The organism is Ktedonobacteraceae bacterium (genome assembly GCA_035653615.1).
Taxonomy (GTDB): Bacteria; Chloroflexota; Ktedonobacteria; order Ktedonobacterales; family Ktedonobacteraceae; genus DASRBN01.
In genome coordinates this window covers 25,533-40,530 of sequence record DASRBN010000006.1, presented here as the reverse complement: position 1 = coordinate 40,530, position 14,998 = coordinate 25,533, and the positions used below count along the sequence as shown (strand labels likewise).

Here is a 14,998-nt window from a genome sequence, read left to right as displayed (position 1 = left end):
CCTGAGTTGCCGGAGAAACGCCTCAAGCTCAAGAGGCATGTATCTCAAGCCCATGAGGATACGCCGGTGGCAGGGCATACATGAGGAAGCAGCAAGCATATCGTTCCCGGCGGCAGGAAACCTGTCATTCTGAACGCAGTGAAGAATCCGTATTCTGAGGAAGCAGCGGGCCTGTCATTCTGAACGCAGTGAAGAATCTCACCGGCGCTGCCACCACGCGCCGGATACGACTCGCTATCTCAACATAGTAAGGATATATCCCTCCGCGTGAATGGAACGAATATCGATGCCGAATACCTGTAACTTGGCCCGGCAGCGCGAAAGGATATTTCTAATCGGCTTCATCGAGCGATCCAGCGTCTGGTGTTCGACCGCTTCATGTAGCGTTGTACGGGCATGGTTGATTGTTTCATCCGTAATGGCCGCGCGCAACACTTCATAGGGGCAATACTGGGGATAGGAATCCAGCAGGGCAACCAGGGCATACATCTCCAGTTCCGTCAACACCTCTTGCGCCACCAACCCATGCACTTCCGCCGACAGCTCGGTGAGTACGAACGTCGACAAACTGTAGGGATGGGTATTCAACACCAACACGTGTCCTTCCGGCAAGAGTCCCGGCAACGAATAGAAGCGAAATTGTTGCCTGATCGAATCACGGGGCCTGAACTGTCCTGATACAGACATCTGCCTTCCTCCTTCCAGATCACCTTGATCGCTTGAGTTCACATGGGAACGAGTCCGGCATCTCGCAGGCCTCCGGCTTGACCAGCAGTTGCAGGCCGCTCTCGCCCCCGCAGCTTTCTGGCCCGGTTATACGAACAACGATCACGCTCACATTGTCCGTTCCGCCCCCCTCTAAAGCGGCATCGACCAGCGCATAGCTCGCCTGTGCCGGGACCACCGCCTGACGCACGATCTCCTGCATACGTCGATCACGCACCATCTCCCATAAGCCATCGGAACACAGCACCAGGGTATCACCTGGCTGCAGCGGTTCAACAAAGGAATCGACCGGAATGAAGGGTTCGCTTCCCAGACTGCGATAAATCTGGTTCCGCTGCGGATGACGATAGATATCATCGGGCCGGATGATGCCGGATTCCACCAGGTAGGCTACCAGCGAATGATCGCGCGTTAATTTGCGCAAGCCACTCGCTTCCCGGTACAGGTAGGTGCGGCTATCACCCACGTTTACCACAAAAGCCGTACTTTCTCGTACCAGAACCGCATTGATCGTCGTCCCCATGCGCGTTCCTTGCTCCTTGTTACGTCGATACAGAACCCGGTTCGCCGCCTGCGCGCCAAGAATCAGGATTTCCCTGCACTCAGCTTCGCCAGGCGCATCACCACTCGCCAATTGCGGCAACACCCACTCGGTCATCGTTTGAATGGCCAGGCGGCTCGCTTGTTGACCAAAGGCATGTCCGCCCATCCCGTCCGCTACGATAAACAACCCAAAGTCCTGGGGGCGTGCCCGGTCGCCTCGCGTACCCCTGGCGGCAAACAGGCTATCCTCGTTTGGTTTGTGACGGCGTTCGAGCCCTGGATCTGTGCGCCATCCGACAAGCAGATACGGAGTACGATCTTCGCGCTGTTGTTCCCTTTCGTCACCTTTCCCCTGGAACGTCTCACCGGCAAGCGCGGCATGTACGCGTTCCCGTATCCAATCAGGTGAGACGCGCGCCGGCACATATTGAGGTGGCGGGCTTTCCTGCCCGAACACCTCTCTCCACAGCTTTGTTATAGAGCTTGATAGACGCATGAATGCCTTCTCCTCTCTGCTGTCCCTTCGCTGAAAACCGCCCGCATCTCAAGGCAATACGGTGAACGGAGTAGTGACGACGGCTCCATTCTGCTGACCTACGAAGACCAGTTCGTACTTCCCGGCAACTCCAGGTACCTCCCAGGTCGCGGGTGCCGCGAACCGCCCGTCTTTATCGACCTGAATATGCTCTATCAGTTTTCCCGAACCATTCGTCCCGGGGGACTGGTACTCGCTACCTGGCTGGCTCAGATACACCATGACCTCTTCGCCAGCAACAAAATCCTCTCCTGTAAAGCCCAGGCGCGAATGAACTGGGGGCGCGTAATTATCCAGAATAACCCATGGATGAAATCCCTGGACGTTTAAACTGGCCGTGCCCGGCGTCTGGCTCTGGTGTCCTACAAAAAAGAGCGTATAGTTTCCCTGGCTGAGCAGTGGAACTGGAAAACGCCCGGCTATGTTACCTCCGGCGTTCGCGCGTACCGTCATCCCAGGTACATCTCCTGGCTTGCCCAGGTACACATCCACCAGCTCATCCGGCAAGAAGCCGCTGCCAGAAAAGCCCACCATACCGGGCGGCTTGATAGTATAGGTGTCCAGTTGTACAAGAGGTGCGGTCCTGCCCAGGTGGAAACGTGCTTGCGCCCAACGATGACTGCTGGCCCCTTCTAGCCGTAGGGTCAGGTAGCCCGGGTTTAGATTCGACAGGATCGAATACGAGACGATACTGAATTGCCCGGTTTTGTCCGCGATTACTGGAGGAAGTGTCGCGACAACCTGACCCAGCATCGTGCGAACGGTGATGATCACCTCTTCCCCTGGCCGGAAGCCGGCACCCTTGAAAACGAGCGGCACATTTGACGTCAGATCGTCCCCTTGCAATTGAATAGTGGCGGAGCCTGGGGCCGCCCGCAGGCTCCGCTTAATCGTGTTCGCCTCCGATTTACCGGCTCTTGCCCGGTCACCGACGAGCGATGTGACAACATGCATATGACTCACAGCACCGGGGTGCGCTGTTCCCGCGACTTGCGCGAGCCACCTGGGAACAATAATAGCCGTTCCCAGGATGATCATCAGGCCGACAAGCGCCATGATCACTGCCATAACCCGCCCGGGTGGCAACGTGTAGGCAGGTATCCCTGTGGTCGCTCTTCCCTCCTCGCGACCGGCACGCGCCGGCCCTTTGCTCAGGCGCAGAGCCGCGACGACTCGCAGGGCCTCGAGCACGATACGCGGATTCATCTTGGAAGTGCCGGCCACGCGATCTTCAAAGAGGATTGGGACCTCGACAATTTGAAAGCCGTGACGAGCGCAGAGATAGGTCGTCTCGATCTGGAAAGCGTAGCCATTGGAGCGCATATTATCCATCTCCGGCAGCAGGGTCTCCAGAACCTGGCGGCGAAAACCTTTGAAGCCTCCGGTTAAATCGTGGACCGGGAGGCCCAGCAACAGCCGCGCATAGACCGAGCCGCCTCTGCTGAGCAAGCGACGCCTCAGTGACCAACGCGCGGTGCCTCCACCGGGCACGTAGCGCGAACCAAGCACGACATCGGCATCATTCAGAGCCGCTAGCAGAACCGGTAGGTGGCCCGGATCATGCGAGAAGTCGGCATCCATGGTAAAGACCCGCGGGTAGCCCATCTCCAGAGCGCGATGGAACCCCTCGCGATAAGCGGAACCGAGACCCAACTTGCCGGGCCGGTGCAGCACTGAGACGCGCCCCGGGAAGCGCTTCGCGAACTCCCTGGCCAGCGCCCCCGTGCCATCCGGGGAGTTATCGTCCACGATAAGTACATCAAACGACCCTATTTGCAGGATACGCGGCACCAGCAGCTTCAGGTTAGTGGCCTCATTGTATGTAGGGATGATGACCACATTCTCTTTCTGCTCATGCTTTCCCTCCGCTGAAGACTTTTCTATAGCGGCAGCGAATCCCTCTGAGGTATGCTCGCCTTCTTGAGGTGTAGACATATTCTTTTTTCCTTTCTCTCCCTCCATAATGATGAATTTTCACGACCAAAACCAATCATCCGTGTGCCGCTCCTGTAGGGACAGGGCCGGGTCCCTGTCCTGGGACCCGGCGCGGACAGGGACCCGCACTGCCCCTACAGCAATTCCCTTGACCCGGCAGCACCGTGATTCGTTACGCCCCCCCATTGTCCAGCGGGCAGGTGAACGGGGGCTGTGGAGGCACCTGTACCGGCACCGGGGGCGCCGTAATGGACATCGTAGCCGTGGCCACTCCGCCACTTTTAGCTCCAATCAGCGTAAACGTCAGCTTGCCCTGGGCATTGCCTGGGATAACATACGAACCCGCTGCCACAGCGCTGCCCCGGTCATCGGTACGGAAGCAACTCACCATGTTCCCCGCGTTGTTTTCCGTATGGCCAACGTAGACATGTACCACCTCTTGCCGGGCAAAACCATATCCGTAGAACGAGATGGTCGTACCTGGCAGACCACCATAGGTACTGGCTTGCGCGAACGGCATATAGGGCTGCACCGTCCAGGCAACCGCTACCGAGGCCCGGCTTTCTTCTCCCAGGAAGATCAGCGTTTGCCGCCCTTTTAAGTTAAAGGGAACGACAAAGCCTGGAGCATTAGCAAAGGTCCCTTTTGGCGAAGTCTGGATGACCGCCAGCGGCTGAGCCGTCGTCGAATTCAAGTAGACCAGCACCCGTTCGCTCGGCCCAAACCCTGAGCCTGAGAAATTGAGCTGATTATCGGCTCGGACGGCATAGTTGGACAGTTTGACCGTCGGATATAGCGATAGCAAATCGAACGACGCCGCCACCATCGAGAGACTTCTGGCCCCAACAAACAAGAATGTATTGATGCCCGCGGCTCCGAATGGCACCTGCACCGTGGCCTGTCCAATGCTTCCACCGCTATCGGCTTGCAGCGTGGTGATCGGTTGACCAACCATCGTATTCCAGTAGACCTTGATAGTCTCTTGAGGGCTAAAGCCGTGAAGGGTAACAGTAATCAGATCGCCGGGTTTGCCTACCTGCTCACTTAATTTGAGTTGAGGCGCTCCACCCGCGATCACCCCTGCCGCCTGCGCCACCTTGTCGCCGCCGTGCTCGCGCGCCTCCACAAAGAAGGTCCCCGAACCCAGGGTATTCGGCACGATGACATTGCCATAGAAGTTGCCATATCTATCGGTTCGAGCCGAGCCAATCGGTTGGCCGCTATCCGACCGTGTCTGTTTGATGAACAGGTCGATGCCGGTTCTGGGATCAAAGCCACTTCCGTCCACCCCCATGCTTACGCCCTGACGCACGACGCCGGGATTCAGCAGGATCAAAGCTCCGGTTGTAACGCTCTGCGTACCCACCGGAGTAGTTCGCACCGGCACAGTCGGTGTCGCCTGAGTAGGCACGGGTACAGGCGTCGTGGTACTTTTCGACTTCAATACCGCCGGCAGGTTCATCGAACCCTGGCCGAACACCTGGAACACCACAGCCGCGGCAATGAGCGCCGCAACTCCCACCAGCAGCAGCTTCCAGCCCCTTCTACGCTTCTTTGGCGGCTTTGGTGGCATCGCGTGCGGAGAGGGCGTCGCCAGCTTCTGAGTTTTCACCCCTTGCAACTGCCTCGCGTCCAGCGCTCTTCCGCAGGAAGGACAGAAGAGCGCACCCGGCGGTATGGGCTTGCCACACTGCGGGCAGTAGCGAACAGCGACCTGAGGTCCGCCATAGGAAGGCCTTCTTTGTTCCGTTCGCGGTTCATACAAAGGCCCCCTTTGCTCCGCCCCCGGCGCTTCGACCCGCCTGGTGACTACTCGCTGATCCATTACCTGATCTTTAGGCGGCAACGAATGGACGAGTTGTTCTTCTAATGGCGGCTCGACAATCACCTCCTCGTTTCCCGATAAGTCAACGATCTCATCATCGGCATTCTGCCAATTCGTTGGCTCTTGCCCTTTGAAAGGAGCCTTTGAAGAGTCCATAACGTATCCTTCCTTTCTTTCCTTCCCCACTCACTTATTTCTGAACCTGATAAATGGCGAGACTGACATCGCCTCGCGTTAACTGCCAGATAGGAGTTGCATGTTGGAGCGCCTCCAGGATATAATCCTCGCCACCATTCGTATTGTTCTGGTGCATAGCGAGCAACATCTTGTTAGACATCACAATATAGTCAATATTCTGCCAGTTCTTGTGAAAGAGTTTGACGCTCACCGCGGGGTCTCCAGAGGCATTCCAGTGAGAAACCGCGAACGGGTAGTAGGGCTGTACATCATGCAGTTGAACCCATAAATCATCGTCCATGATGATCCTCGAACCAGGTGGGATGTGCGCGCGGATGAAATCCAGCTGCTCCTGCTGCATCGTCGTCAGCGGAAGCTTGTAAAGATCGTGCGGCACGACCTTGCCGTACTGGTCGCGAACCAGCACATATCCTCCGATAGGCAGCACCAGCACAGCAAAGAATGCAGCCAGAACAAGCGCCTGCGCGCTTCTCGAGAACAAAGGCATGCGCAGGGCCGCGGGTATCACACGCAGCATCCTTTCCACCACCATCCCAATATTTATCGCTAAAAAGGGTACCAGCGGTATGACATAGAACTCCAACATCACACTACCTCGAATAAGGTAGAAGATATAGAGCAGTGAGAGTAATGAGACGATCAGTTCGCCCCGGTAGCGCCTGCGGTCTCGCAGGCCCAGGAAGAAATTGTAGAGCGTTGCCAGGAACCCCGCGACCAGCAAGAAGGAGTCTTTGGGCAGCCAGGCCCCAAGAGAAAACGTCCAGAAGTCGCTATGCAGGTCCATAATACCGCCCTGATTGCGGTGCAACTGCTGCCAGATGGTATACAGCAGGGACACGTGATCGGCCGGCGGCTGGTTGAGGTTGAAGCTGAGATGGCCCGGCAGCAACTCGTTTTTGAGTACGGCAAACAAAAAGTAGAGCGATATAATCGCAAACAATCCGAAGTTCCAGAAGGTCAGGGCAAAGCGAAAATTGTCCCGCTGCCGCACCTTGCTGTACAATAAGTAGCCTATGACCGGAAGGAAGAAGATGGCGTTCTCCTTGGTGAGTACACCGACGCCTAACGCCAGCCCACTGTAGAGGGGAGTGACAATGCGCCGGTCTTCACTCGTTGCCAGGTAGAGGCTCAAAAGCACCCAGAACACCATCAGATTATCTAACAGCACCTGGCGCTGATAGAAGATGGCCAACGGCGAAAAGTTGAAGAAAAAACACGTCACCACAGCGGCTATAACACTTCCCGAGAGGCGACGCGCGCATTGGAAAAGTAAGTAGGTACTCGCTATATGCACCAGCAACATCAGCACCCGGCCCGTATTTATCGCATTGCCAAAGGCTTCGAACTGGTGGGGCAAAAAGGTCACCCAGGCATCGATAAACAACCATCCCGCCGGCGCATGGTCATAGTAGTACGTATATGGCGAAAGCGAACCCTCGCGCAGCACCGACCATGCCCGCTCCATATAGATGCCTTCGTCAGTGATATAGAGGGGATAGATGAACATATGATAACCCTGCGCAATCGCCCCACTGACAAGCGAGGCAAGCAGCATGACCTGCGCCACTCCAAAGCGGCCGCGTGTGTTTGCTGCCGGCGCCTCGGGTTCCTGTTCCTCGTAGAAAACTTGCCCTCGCAGCTCGTCCACGCTTCCCTGCGGTTGAACTACCATATACCTATCGTTCTTCATCATTCCCTCCTCGCAGTAAGGACAGGCCTGGGGCCTGCCCTCCCTGGCTCCAGCGCCTTAAACCGGCGTTAAGCAGTCGGTACCCTCTCAGCAGCATGATGACCTTGCAGTAGCGCATTCGCTTCCGGCAGCACATCCCGGCGGTGAGCGCCTACATGCTGGGTTTTCTCCCAGTTGTTAATGCCGCGCAAATGTCGTGAAGTCGCCCGCACCGCGGCATAGGCCAGCACCCACTGATAGGGTAAATAGCCCGCTGCCATTACCAGCGGCGTCTTCCATGTCGGTTTCAACCCATGCGCACGCGTGAATTCGTAAAGCCCGATGACATTCAGGATAAAGTGAGCTGCCAGCAGGTAGAATGGCAGGTCCAGAATCAGCGCCATGAGCACCGGAACTTTCAACGTGAACATCATGATTATCGAAGCCAGAATATACAGTCCCAATGTCGCCTGATAAACAGGAAACCCCAGCGTGTAAACAGCAAGTATTCGCTGCTGCAGCTTCGGCAAGCGCTTCCAATCACCCTTGAGCAGCGTTTGCAAAAACCCCTGGCTCCAGCGCGTACGCTGCTTGATAAACTGCTTTAGCGTCGGCGGCGTCTCCTCGCGTGTGACGTAGCGATCATCATAGATCACCCGCATCCGCTCGCCCAGCAGACTGATGCGGATACCAATATCGGCATCTTCGGTCAGATCATACTCATCCCAGCCGCCTACACGCTGGAGTACCTCGCGCGTGAAGAACACCGTATTGCCACCGAGTGGAGTCATGCCCAACCGCGCATGGTAGTGCAGACGGCTCTTAAACCAGAAGAAGTATTCGAGTACATTGAGCACCGAATACCACTTCGACTCGAAATTCATCAGCTGCACTCCCCCTTGAACCACCGATACTTTCTCGGTAAGCAGCACCGTATTGATCACATTAAAGATGTCCGGGTGGATATCATCTTCAGCATCGAAAATGGTCACCACTTCGTTGCGCGTGCTGCGCAGGCCCACATTCAGACCGTGCGGCTTATTGATCGGCTTGTTCTTGAAAGCGAGCACGCGCACATTGCCAATTCCCCGCCGTCGCAACTGCGCGATCTCCTGCTGGGCCTTGGAGATCGTTCCCATATCGTCAATCGAGCAAATGACCACGACTTCCAGCAGGGAGAGAGGGTAGTTAGCTCTCACCACCCGCTCAATCGTCGTCTGGATAACTTCCTCTTCATGACGTGCCGGCAGCATCACTGTGAAAGACTTCCTGGGCGGCAGGAAGCGCGTAGGAGCCTTCGCCATGCGTGCCGCCTCCGGCAGGTCCCACGTATACAACATGATGTAGAGCGTATAACCCGACTGGATAATCAACATAATGGACAGTCCCGTTGCGCTATAGAGCATGATCTCCAGCAGGAGATGACCGATTGCCTGTACGACATTCATTCTTCACCTCCCCAGGCCCACAATGAGCTCGCCGCGAAATTCCACACGGTTGCCAGGGCGATACCCAGCAAGTTGGCCGCCAGGTAATAGAGACCCAGGCGACTGACCAGTATCCAGAGTGCGCCCGTAGAAACAACCAGCCCCCCCAACGACACTACATTGAACCGCACGAAGCGACGCCAGGAGATCTGCGAACACCCGAAAGTCCAACGATCATTCCATATGAAGTTATTGAGAATAGCCAGTTCTACCGCCATCGCGGATGCCACGATCAGCGGCAAGTGCATCCACCGATAGAGCAATAGCAGCGCAAAACTGTTCACCAGTATACCTGTTCCTCCCACCACCAGAAATTTGCCCAACCTTGCCGGCAAGGCACGTCGATTGTACCCGAGCCGCCACAGGGAGTCTGGCAGCGCAATAGCATGCCTGCCCATGGACATGCTCTGTTCATGCCTGTCTGATTCTCCTCTGGAAGCTGCTCTATCTCGCGCATATGAGGTATGGGTATCGTCATAATCTAGCTGTGGCATCACTTCAAACGCTCGCCTACTCTCTCCTGCTCTTACCAGGGAAGGAAGGGAGCCTTTCCTTTCTATAGCATTCAAAGAATACGACTTCGTTAACCTTCAATTGATAGTGGCCCTGTAGCCGCGCACCCTTGTGGTCGTCCACCTCAACCTCTATCTAGTATCACCACCGCCCGTCATTGAAGCGTCACGGACATCGTCACGAATCACGGCATGTCATTGTGAGTGCAACGAAGAATCTCACGCCTCTAACCTTCCATTGCGCACCAGGAAGCGCAGGAACTCCCAGTGACGCATCACCACCACGCGGTCACTACCCCCCGTCTGGTACCACTTTTGCAGGTCGAAGAGCGCATCGATCTCATCCGCCGTAAAACCGCACCTGGCAAGTCGCTCGCGATGGGGACTGATAGCCCCGGCCTGCGACGGGACTTCTTCCTGCCTTTTCGCATCGCCAGGCATAGGTACGGCCCTATCCTTCTCCTTGAAGAGCCTATCAGCAAAGGAAGCCTCAACCTGCCCGCCAGACGACGATAAAAGATACCCATAGTATCTTGCCTGGAGCGCCTGTAACGACAGTTCTTCAAGGGATTGTTCACGCCGTCTCTCAAGCGCTACAAGCTCAGAGCCGGCCACAGGAGGCGTATGTGAGAAAGGAAATGATCCGCGCCCCTGCGGCTGGCGCAGCCGCAGCGCAAGAAAAATGCACAGCAAGAAGTAACATGCCAGCAGCACCAGGAGAATAACCGCGAGAATGCCCATAGGAAACGTCCTTCTTCATCACACGCGTCTCACTTCTTACACTGTAACTCACCAGCACCTCCTGCTGATCTCTCTGCTGCCACTATAGAGAAGAGCCTGTTATGAAAGCGTAATAAGACTCGTCATGAACCTGGAGCCTGTAGCGACAATGGCCTGTCCTTGTCCTATAGCGTTCAGGGTCGGTATTCCTGTATCAGCGCTCTTATCGCATAGAACTGCGGTTTCGGGCGCGCAGTAGCAACTTCAAACATATCCAGGTGTCCATAGCCGCTATAGCTTGCCGCATCGAACTGGCAGGCAAAAGCCACACCCGCCTGCGCCATAGAGCGCAACGCCTCAACGGTAAACGTCGTAATAAAAGCCGCATTATCCCCATATGAAGGCGGCGGAAGATCAGCATCAAAATTCCACTCGCTGATCCCCACCGGTAGGTCTCTTCCCAGAATGCTATGCACCATATCCTGTACTTCCTTAGCTGCCGGGCCGTAACTGCTCGCCTTGGCAAGACACGTTGCCGGCCGGTCCCAGAAACAGGGATACCAATGAAAGCTAATCGCATCAGGCAAAACACCCGACATCTTTACTCCCTCAAGAAATCCCCGCATATAGTTGTTCAAACCCAGGGAATTATAGGTGACCGGCCCAATAAATTTAGCCGCCGGATTGATGCCGCGCAAGATCGGAACCAACGTATTCCACTGCCTCAGATAGCTGTTGATGGGGATATGATTGTAATCCGCCTCATTGCCAAACTCATACATCACACAGCGCCCGCCAAGATAGCGCACCAGGTGTTCATCATAGGCAGTATTGAAAATATTCGTAATCACACCCAGACAACGCGCCCCGCTCCGCTCAATAGTATGCATATACTGCTCGATCACCGCATCGCTCGCGCCATCGGGAAAAAAGCTGCGCATCAACGTAAAGCCCGCCGCGCGCAAATCGCCCTGGATCGCCGGCTCCGTCTGAATATTCCGCGGCGAATACTCATACGTATCATTCGTCCCGAACAAATAAGAAGAAACGCCATCCCGCCACAACTGCTCCCCCGGCAGCATCGCCTGCGGCGTGGATAACCATCGCACCACCTGCCCAAAAACCAGCGCGCAGATCACCAGCAGCAGCAGCGCAAAGCCGGTCATCGTTCTGGTAAACCGGAGTGGTTTTCTGTCACATCCCTTCCCTTGCCGTTGCTCTGCCCGCCTCGCCTGGGGTCTGGAGAACGTTTGTATCCTGCGCAAAAAAATGAGGAAACAGGTGATGAGAAAGAGGAGCGCCAGGCCGACCATCGCTCTGCCGAACCGGGAGTGTTTTCTGCTACATTGTCTCACACGCATCATCGCCTCTTTCCCTTGCATCCTGTGACCATCGAGGATAGGTGGCAAGCAGCCTTACCCTTCCTGCCTGCCACTGCCCACCTGCCGCCACCATCCTCAACTCGCAGTATCACCACCACCCGTCATCAAAACGTCACGTCCACCGTTATGAACCCGAAGCCAGGTGTAACTTGTCTTGATTGCGACCGAGGCAGTTCCACTTCATGCCAAAACGCGAATGGAGATTGTGGGAATACAGCTTTAGAGACGGGGAAACAATCTATCCCTCATTGAAGAGATGCTTGTCTTATGTCCAAAAGGCGTTTCGCGAGCTTTTCAGCAGAAAAACAAGGTATACTCACAGCAGTTCCGTTCCGTAACCGGTTACGATAACGGTTACGGAGCTGGCCTCGAAACGTACCTGGCTCGTCACCTATCGTGACCAGGATAACGAGTCGGAAGGGATAGTTATGGAAGAGAACATCACGATACGTGACATCGCTCGCTTAGCAGGCGTCTCAAAGTCCACGGTATCGCGGGTCTTGAATCAGAAGTCAGATGTGGACGCCAGCACACGCGAACGCATTTTGCGCATTATGGAAGAACAGGCATTCTTGCCCAGCATCACCGCTTCTAAACTGGCCGGTGGACGCAGCCGTATGATTGGCGTCTTGACCCCCTCCCTGACCTGGCCCTTGATCCCGGAAATCTTGTCCGGCGCCTCTGAGATGCTCATTCAATCTCCTTATGAGCTGCTTCTCTATAGCATCTCACGCGAACAGGACCGCAACGAAAATGACCGCCGCTACGTGCTTGATCGCATCCTATCCGCCAACCTCGCCGCCGGCGTGCTCGCCGTCTTTCCCGGTCAATCAATCCACTACCTCACACGCCTGCACCAGCAAGGCTTCCCCATCGTGATCATCGACGACCAGGGACAACCAACCAGCATTCCCCACGTCAGCGCCGGTAACCGCCAGGGCGCCTACAAAGCCACTCGCTACCTCCTGCAACTGGGCCACCAGCGTATTGCCCACATCCGGGGACCACACAAGTTCCTCGTCTCGCAAGAACGCTACGAGGGCTACAGCGAGGCATTGCGTGAAGCTGGCATCATTCCCGATCCAGCACTCGTCATGGAAGGAGATTTTATGCCCGAAAGCGGGCGCGCCTGCGCCAGGAAACTCCTCGCCCTTGCTGATCCACCCACCGCCATCTTCGCTGCCAGCGACCAGATGGCCTATGGCGTCCTGGAAATTGCCGCGGAGCATGGCTTGCGCGTGCCAGCAGACCTCTCTCTTATCGGTTTTGATGATATCGCCTCTTCTGCTCACATGCGGCCAGCCCTTACCACCGTGCGCCAGCCATTCTATGAAATGGGGCAACGCGCCGTCGCCCTGCTCCTGTCTTTGCTCGAATCGTCGCGCCCCTCTCTAGTGGGGGCAGCGGCTTCTCCTCTCAACTTACCTGAGGACGAAGCGCCAGCCGCGAACAAGCGGCGTTGGCAGAACGCACAAGGCCAGGCAAGGCGGGTAGGTGGCGTTCCCTGCCCTGCGCGCCCGTCTCTGCTTGAGCAATCTAGAGAACCACTACACATTCAATTATCAACGTATCTCGTAGTGCGTGCATCTTGTAGTATTCCAGCATCTCTTTCCCTTCATTACCGGAGGAAATGAGAGTGCGTCCGTCTATGCTTCAACGCCATGGGCAGGGCTTGCCCTCGTTGAGCATCCAACATTGTATCCGGTCTCATACTGGGAGGTTTTCCTGATGATAGTACGCTCAATATCGTCTCCTGTACGCCTTTCTGGGCGAGGAAGCGTTTTCGCCATGACATCGCTCCTCCTTGTCCTTACCATGTTTCTAACTTCCTGTGGTGGCTTCTCCAACCACAACGCTTCCGGCCAGGGTGGAACCCTCACCATGGTACCCAGCCCCATTGGAGACTACACCCGCAACTTTAACATTTTTGCCAACGGCTCCGTCTTGAGCGGCACCCAGGGCTTGATCTACGAAACGCTTCTGTTCTTCAACCGCGAAAATGGCAGCGTCTCACCCTGGCTCGCGTCGAGCTATCAGATCTCGAGTGATGCCACTCGTGTCACGTTTCACCTCCGACCAGGCGTGCAGTGGTCGGATGGCAAACCTTTCACCAGCGCGGACGTTGTATTCACCCTTAACCTGGTACGCGCCCATCCCGCCATTGATTACAGCGGCCTGTGGAACATGATCAACACCGTCACGGCTCCCGACGCCCATACCGTGGTCGTCACCCTCAAACAGCCATGGACGCCTATCCTGTGGTACCTGGGAGGGCAGACTTACATCGTTCCCGAACATCTCTGGTCCAACGCCACTAATCCGGTCACCTACACCAACCCGAACCCCGTCGGCACGGGTCCCTTCATCCTCAAATCATTCACGCCGCAACTGTACGTCTTTGGTCGCAATCCGCACTACTGGCAACCGGGCAAGCCGTCCATCAACGAAATCCGCTACCCGTCCTTTAACTCGAATACCAGTGCCGACCTGCTGCTTTCGCAAGGCTCGGTAGATTGGACCGGCCTGTTCACCCCGGACATCAATAAAACATTCGTCAACCGCGACCCGGCCAATAACCATTACTGGTTCCCGCCCAGCAACGTCGTCGCGCTCTACCCGAACCTGACGAAATATCCCTTTAACGTGCTGGCAGTGCGCCAGGCTATCAGCGCCGCCATCGACCGTAACAAACTTTCTCGTATCGGCGAGAACGGCTACGAACCGCCCGCTCATCCCACGGGACTCGTCCTGCCGGCCAACCAGAGCTACCTGTCGCCGCGTTATGCCGGCGCCTCCTTCTCCCTGGATACCACCAGGGCGAACTCGCTGCTAGAGCAGGCCGGCTTCAAAAAAGGCAGCGACGGCATCTACGTTGACAAAAATGGACGCCGGCTGGCATTCAACATCAATGTTGTATCCGGTTGGACCGACTGGGTGACCGATAGCCAGATCATAGCCAGCAATTTGCAGGCTGTCGGGATGGATGTAAAGGTAAACACCATCTCCTTCAACTCCTACTATAGCGCCTTACAGACAGGTACTTTTGATACCGCCATCTCCTGGACCAGTCCTGGCCCGACACCCTATTACCTGTACGACTCGATGCTTGCAAGCAACAACACCGCGCCAATCGGTCAACCCGCTACATCAAACTTCGAGCGCTGGAGCGACCCTACAACGGATAAGCTCCTGCAGCAGTATGCAAGTTCACCCAACCCTGCCGTACAGCAGCAGGCGCTTGAGGGCCTCCAGAAAATCATGGTTGAGCAAATGCCCACCATTCCGCTCATCTATGGCGCAACCTGGTACGAGTACAGCACGAAGAACTTCGTTGGTTGGCCCGATCAACAGCACCCCTACGCAATGCCGGCGCCCTATTCGGCTCCTGACGTAGAGATTGTTGTCCTGAACCTGCATCCAGCATAACCAGCACAGGCCTTGTTTCCGCGCAGGGATGATGTCCATA

The 14,998-nt window shown here is 56.0% G+C and carries 11 protein-coding genes; 2 read left to right on the top strand and 9 right to left on the bottom strand.

All coding sequences use genetic code 11. The features are described 5' to 3' along the window. Positions 1-234: 234 nt before the first annotated feature. The 9 genes from VFA09_04020 to VFA09_03980 all read right to left on the bottom strand — a co-directional run bounded on the left by VFA09_04020 (position 235) and on the right by VFA09_03980 (position 11,514). Positions 235-687 (bottom strand): hypothetical protein, encoded by a 453-nt coding sequence (locus VFA09_04020; GenBank protein HZU66422.1) that lies wholly within the window; start codon positions 685-687, stop codon positions 235-237. Between the two features lie 19 nt (positions 688-706). After that, the gene (locus VFA09_04015) at positions 707-1,765 is read right to left on the bottom strand and encodes a protein phosphatase 2C domain-containing protein (GenBank protein ID HZU66421.1); all 1,059 of its coding nucleotides are present in this window, start codon (positions 1,763-1,765) and stop codon (positions 707-709) included. A gap of 48 nt (positions 1,766-1,813) precedes the next feature. Then, positions 1,814-3,739: a polyprenol monophosphomannose synthase gene (locus tag VFA09_04010; protein ID HZU66420.1), complete on the bottom strand. Its 1,926-nt coding sequence runs from the start codon at positions 3,737-3,739 to the stop codon at positions 1,814-1,816. Between the two features lie 172 nt (positions 3,740-3,911). Further along, positions 3,912-5,720: a zinc ribbon domain-containing protein gene (locus VFA09_04005; GenBank protein ID HZU66419.1), complete on the bottom strand. Its 1,809-nt coding sequence runs from the start codon at positions 5,718-5,720 to the stop codon at positions 3,912-3,914. Positions 5,721-5,754: 34 nt separating this feature from the next. Beyond that, entirely contained in the window at positions 5,755-7,455 is a 1,701-nt protein-coding gene (locus VFA09_04000) for a glycosyltransferase family 39 protein (protein HZU66418.1), read from the bottom strand. A gap of 65 nt (positions 7,456-7,520) precedes the next feature. After that, on the bottom strand, positions 7,521-8,879 hold the full coding sequence (locus VFA09_03995; GenBank protein ID HZU66417.1) for a glycosyltransferase: 1,359 nt from the start codon (positions 8,877-8,879) through the stop codon (positions 7,521-7,523). Continuing rightward, complete coding sequence (locus VFA09_03990; GenBank protein HZU66416.1) at positions 8,876-9,316, bottom strand: GtrA family protein; 441 nt, start codon at positions 9,314-9,316, stop codon at positions 8,876-8,878. Before VFA09_03990 ends, VFA09_03995 begins: the two co-directional genes overlap by 4 nt. A 333-nt stretch (positions 9,317-9,649) precedes the next feature. Continuing rightward, the gene (locus VFA09_03985) at positions 9,650-10,171 is read right to left on the bottom strand and encodes a hypothetical protein (protein ID HZU66415.1); all 522 of its coding nucleotides are present in this window, start codon (positions 10,169-10,171) and stop codon (positions 9,650-9,652) included. A 173-nt stretch (positions 10,172-10,344) separates the two neighbouring features. Next, entirely contained in the window at positions 10,345-11,514 is a 1,170-nt protein-coding gene (locus tag VFA09_03980) for a hypothetical protein (protein ID HZU66414.1), read from the bottom strand. Positions 11,515-11,960: 446 nt separating this feature from the next. Between VFA09_03980 and VFA09_03975 the strand changes: the two genes are divergently transcribed. After that, positions 11,961-13,166, top strand: coding sequence for a LacI family DNA-binding transcriptional regulator (locus tag VFA09_03975; GenBank protein HZU66413.1), 1,206 nt, complete (start codon positions 11,961-11,963; stop codon positions 13,164-13,166). Between the two features lie 154 nt (positions 13,167-13,320). Next, positions 13,321-14,958, top strand: coding sequence for an ABC transporter substrate-binding protein (locus VFA09_03970; GenBank protein HZU66412.1), 1,638 nt, complete (start codon positions 13,321-13,323; stop codon positions 14,956-14,958). The last annotated feature ends 40 nt before the right edge of the window (positions 14,959-14,998 follow it).

Excerpts from the sequence above, each read along its gene's own strand:
- VFA09_04005 (HZU66419.1), bottom strand. The coding sequence starts at position 5,720 with ATGGACTCTTCAAAGGCTCCTTTCAAAGGGCAAGAGCCAACGAATTGG.
- VFA09_03970 (HZU66412.1), top strand. The coding sequence starts at position 13,321 with ATGACATCGCTCCTCCTTGTCCTTACCATGTTTCTAACTTCCTGTGGT.
- VFA09_03985 (HZU66415.1), bottom strand. The coding sequence starts at position 10,171 with ATGGGCATTCTCGCGGTTATTCTCCTGGTGCTGCTGGCATGTTACTTC.
- VFA09_03995 (HZU66417.1), bottom strand. The coding sequence starts at position 8,879 with ATGAATGTCGTACAGGCAATCGGTCATCTCCTGCTGGAGATCATGCTC.
- VFA09_03990 (HZU66416.1), bottom strand. The coding sequence starts at position 9,316 with ATGGGCAGGCATGCTATTGCGCTGCCAGACTCCCTGTGGCGGCTCGGG.
- VFA09_04010 (HZU66420.1), bottom strand. The coding sequence starts at position 3,739 with ATGTCTACACCTCAAGAAGGCGAGCATACCTCAGAGGGATTCGCTGCC.
- VFA09_03980 (HZU66414.1), bottom strand. The coding sequence starts at position 11,514 with ATGATGCGTGTGAGACAATGTAGCAGAAAACACTCCCGGTTCGGCAGA.
- VFA09_04020 (HZU66422.1), bottom strand. The coding sequence starts at position 687 with ATGTCTGTATCAGGACAGTTCAGGCCCCGTGATTCGATCAGGCAACAA.
- VFA09_04000 (HZU66418.1), bottom strand. The coding sequence starts at position 7,455 with ATGATGAAGAACGATAGGTATATGGTAGTTCAACCGCAGGGAAGCGTG.
- VFA09_04015 (HZU66421.1), bottom strand. The coding sequence starts at position 1,765 with ATGCGTCTATCAAGCTCTATAACAAAGCTGTGGAGAGAGGTGTTCGGG.
- VFA09_03975 (HZU66413.1), top strand. The coding sequence starts at position 11,961 with ATGGAAGAGAACATCACGATACGTGACATCGCTCGCTTAGCAGGCGTC.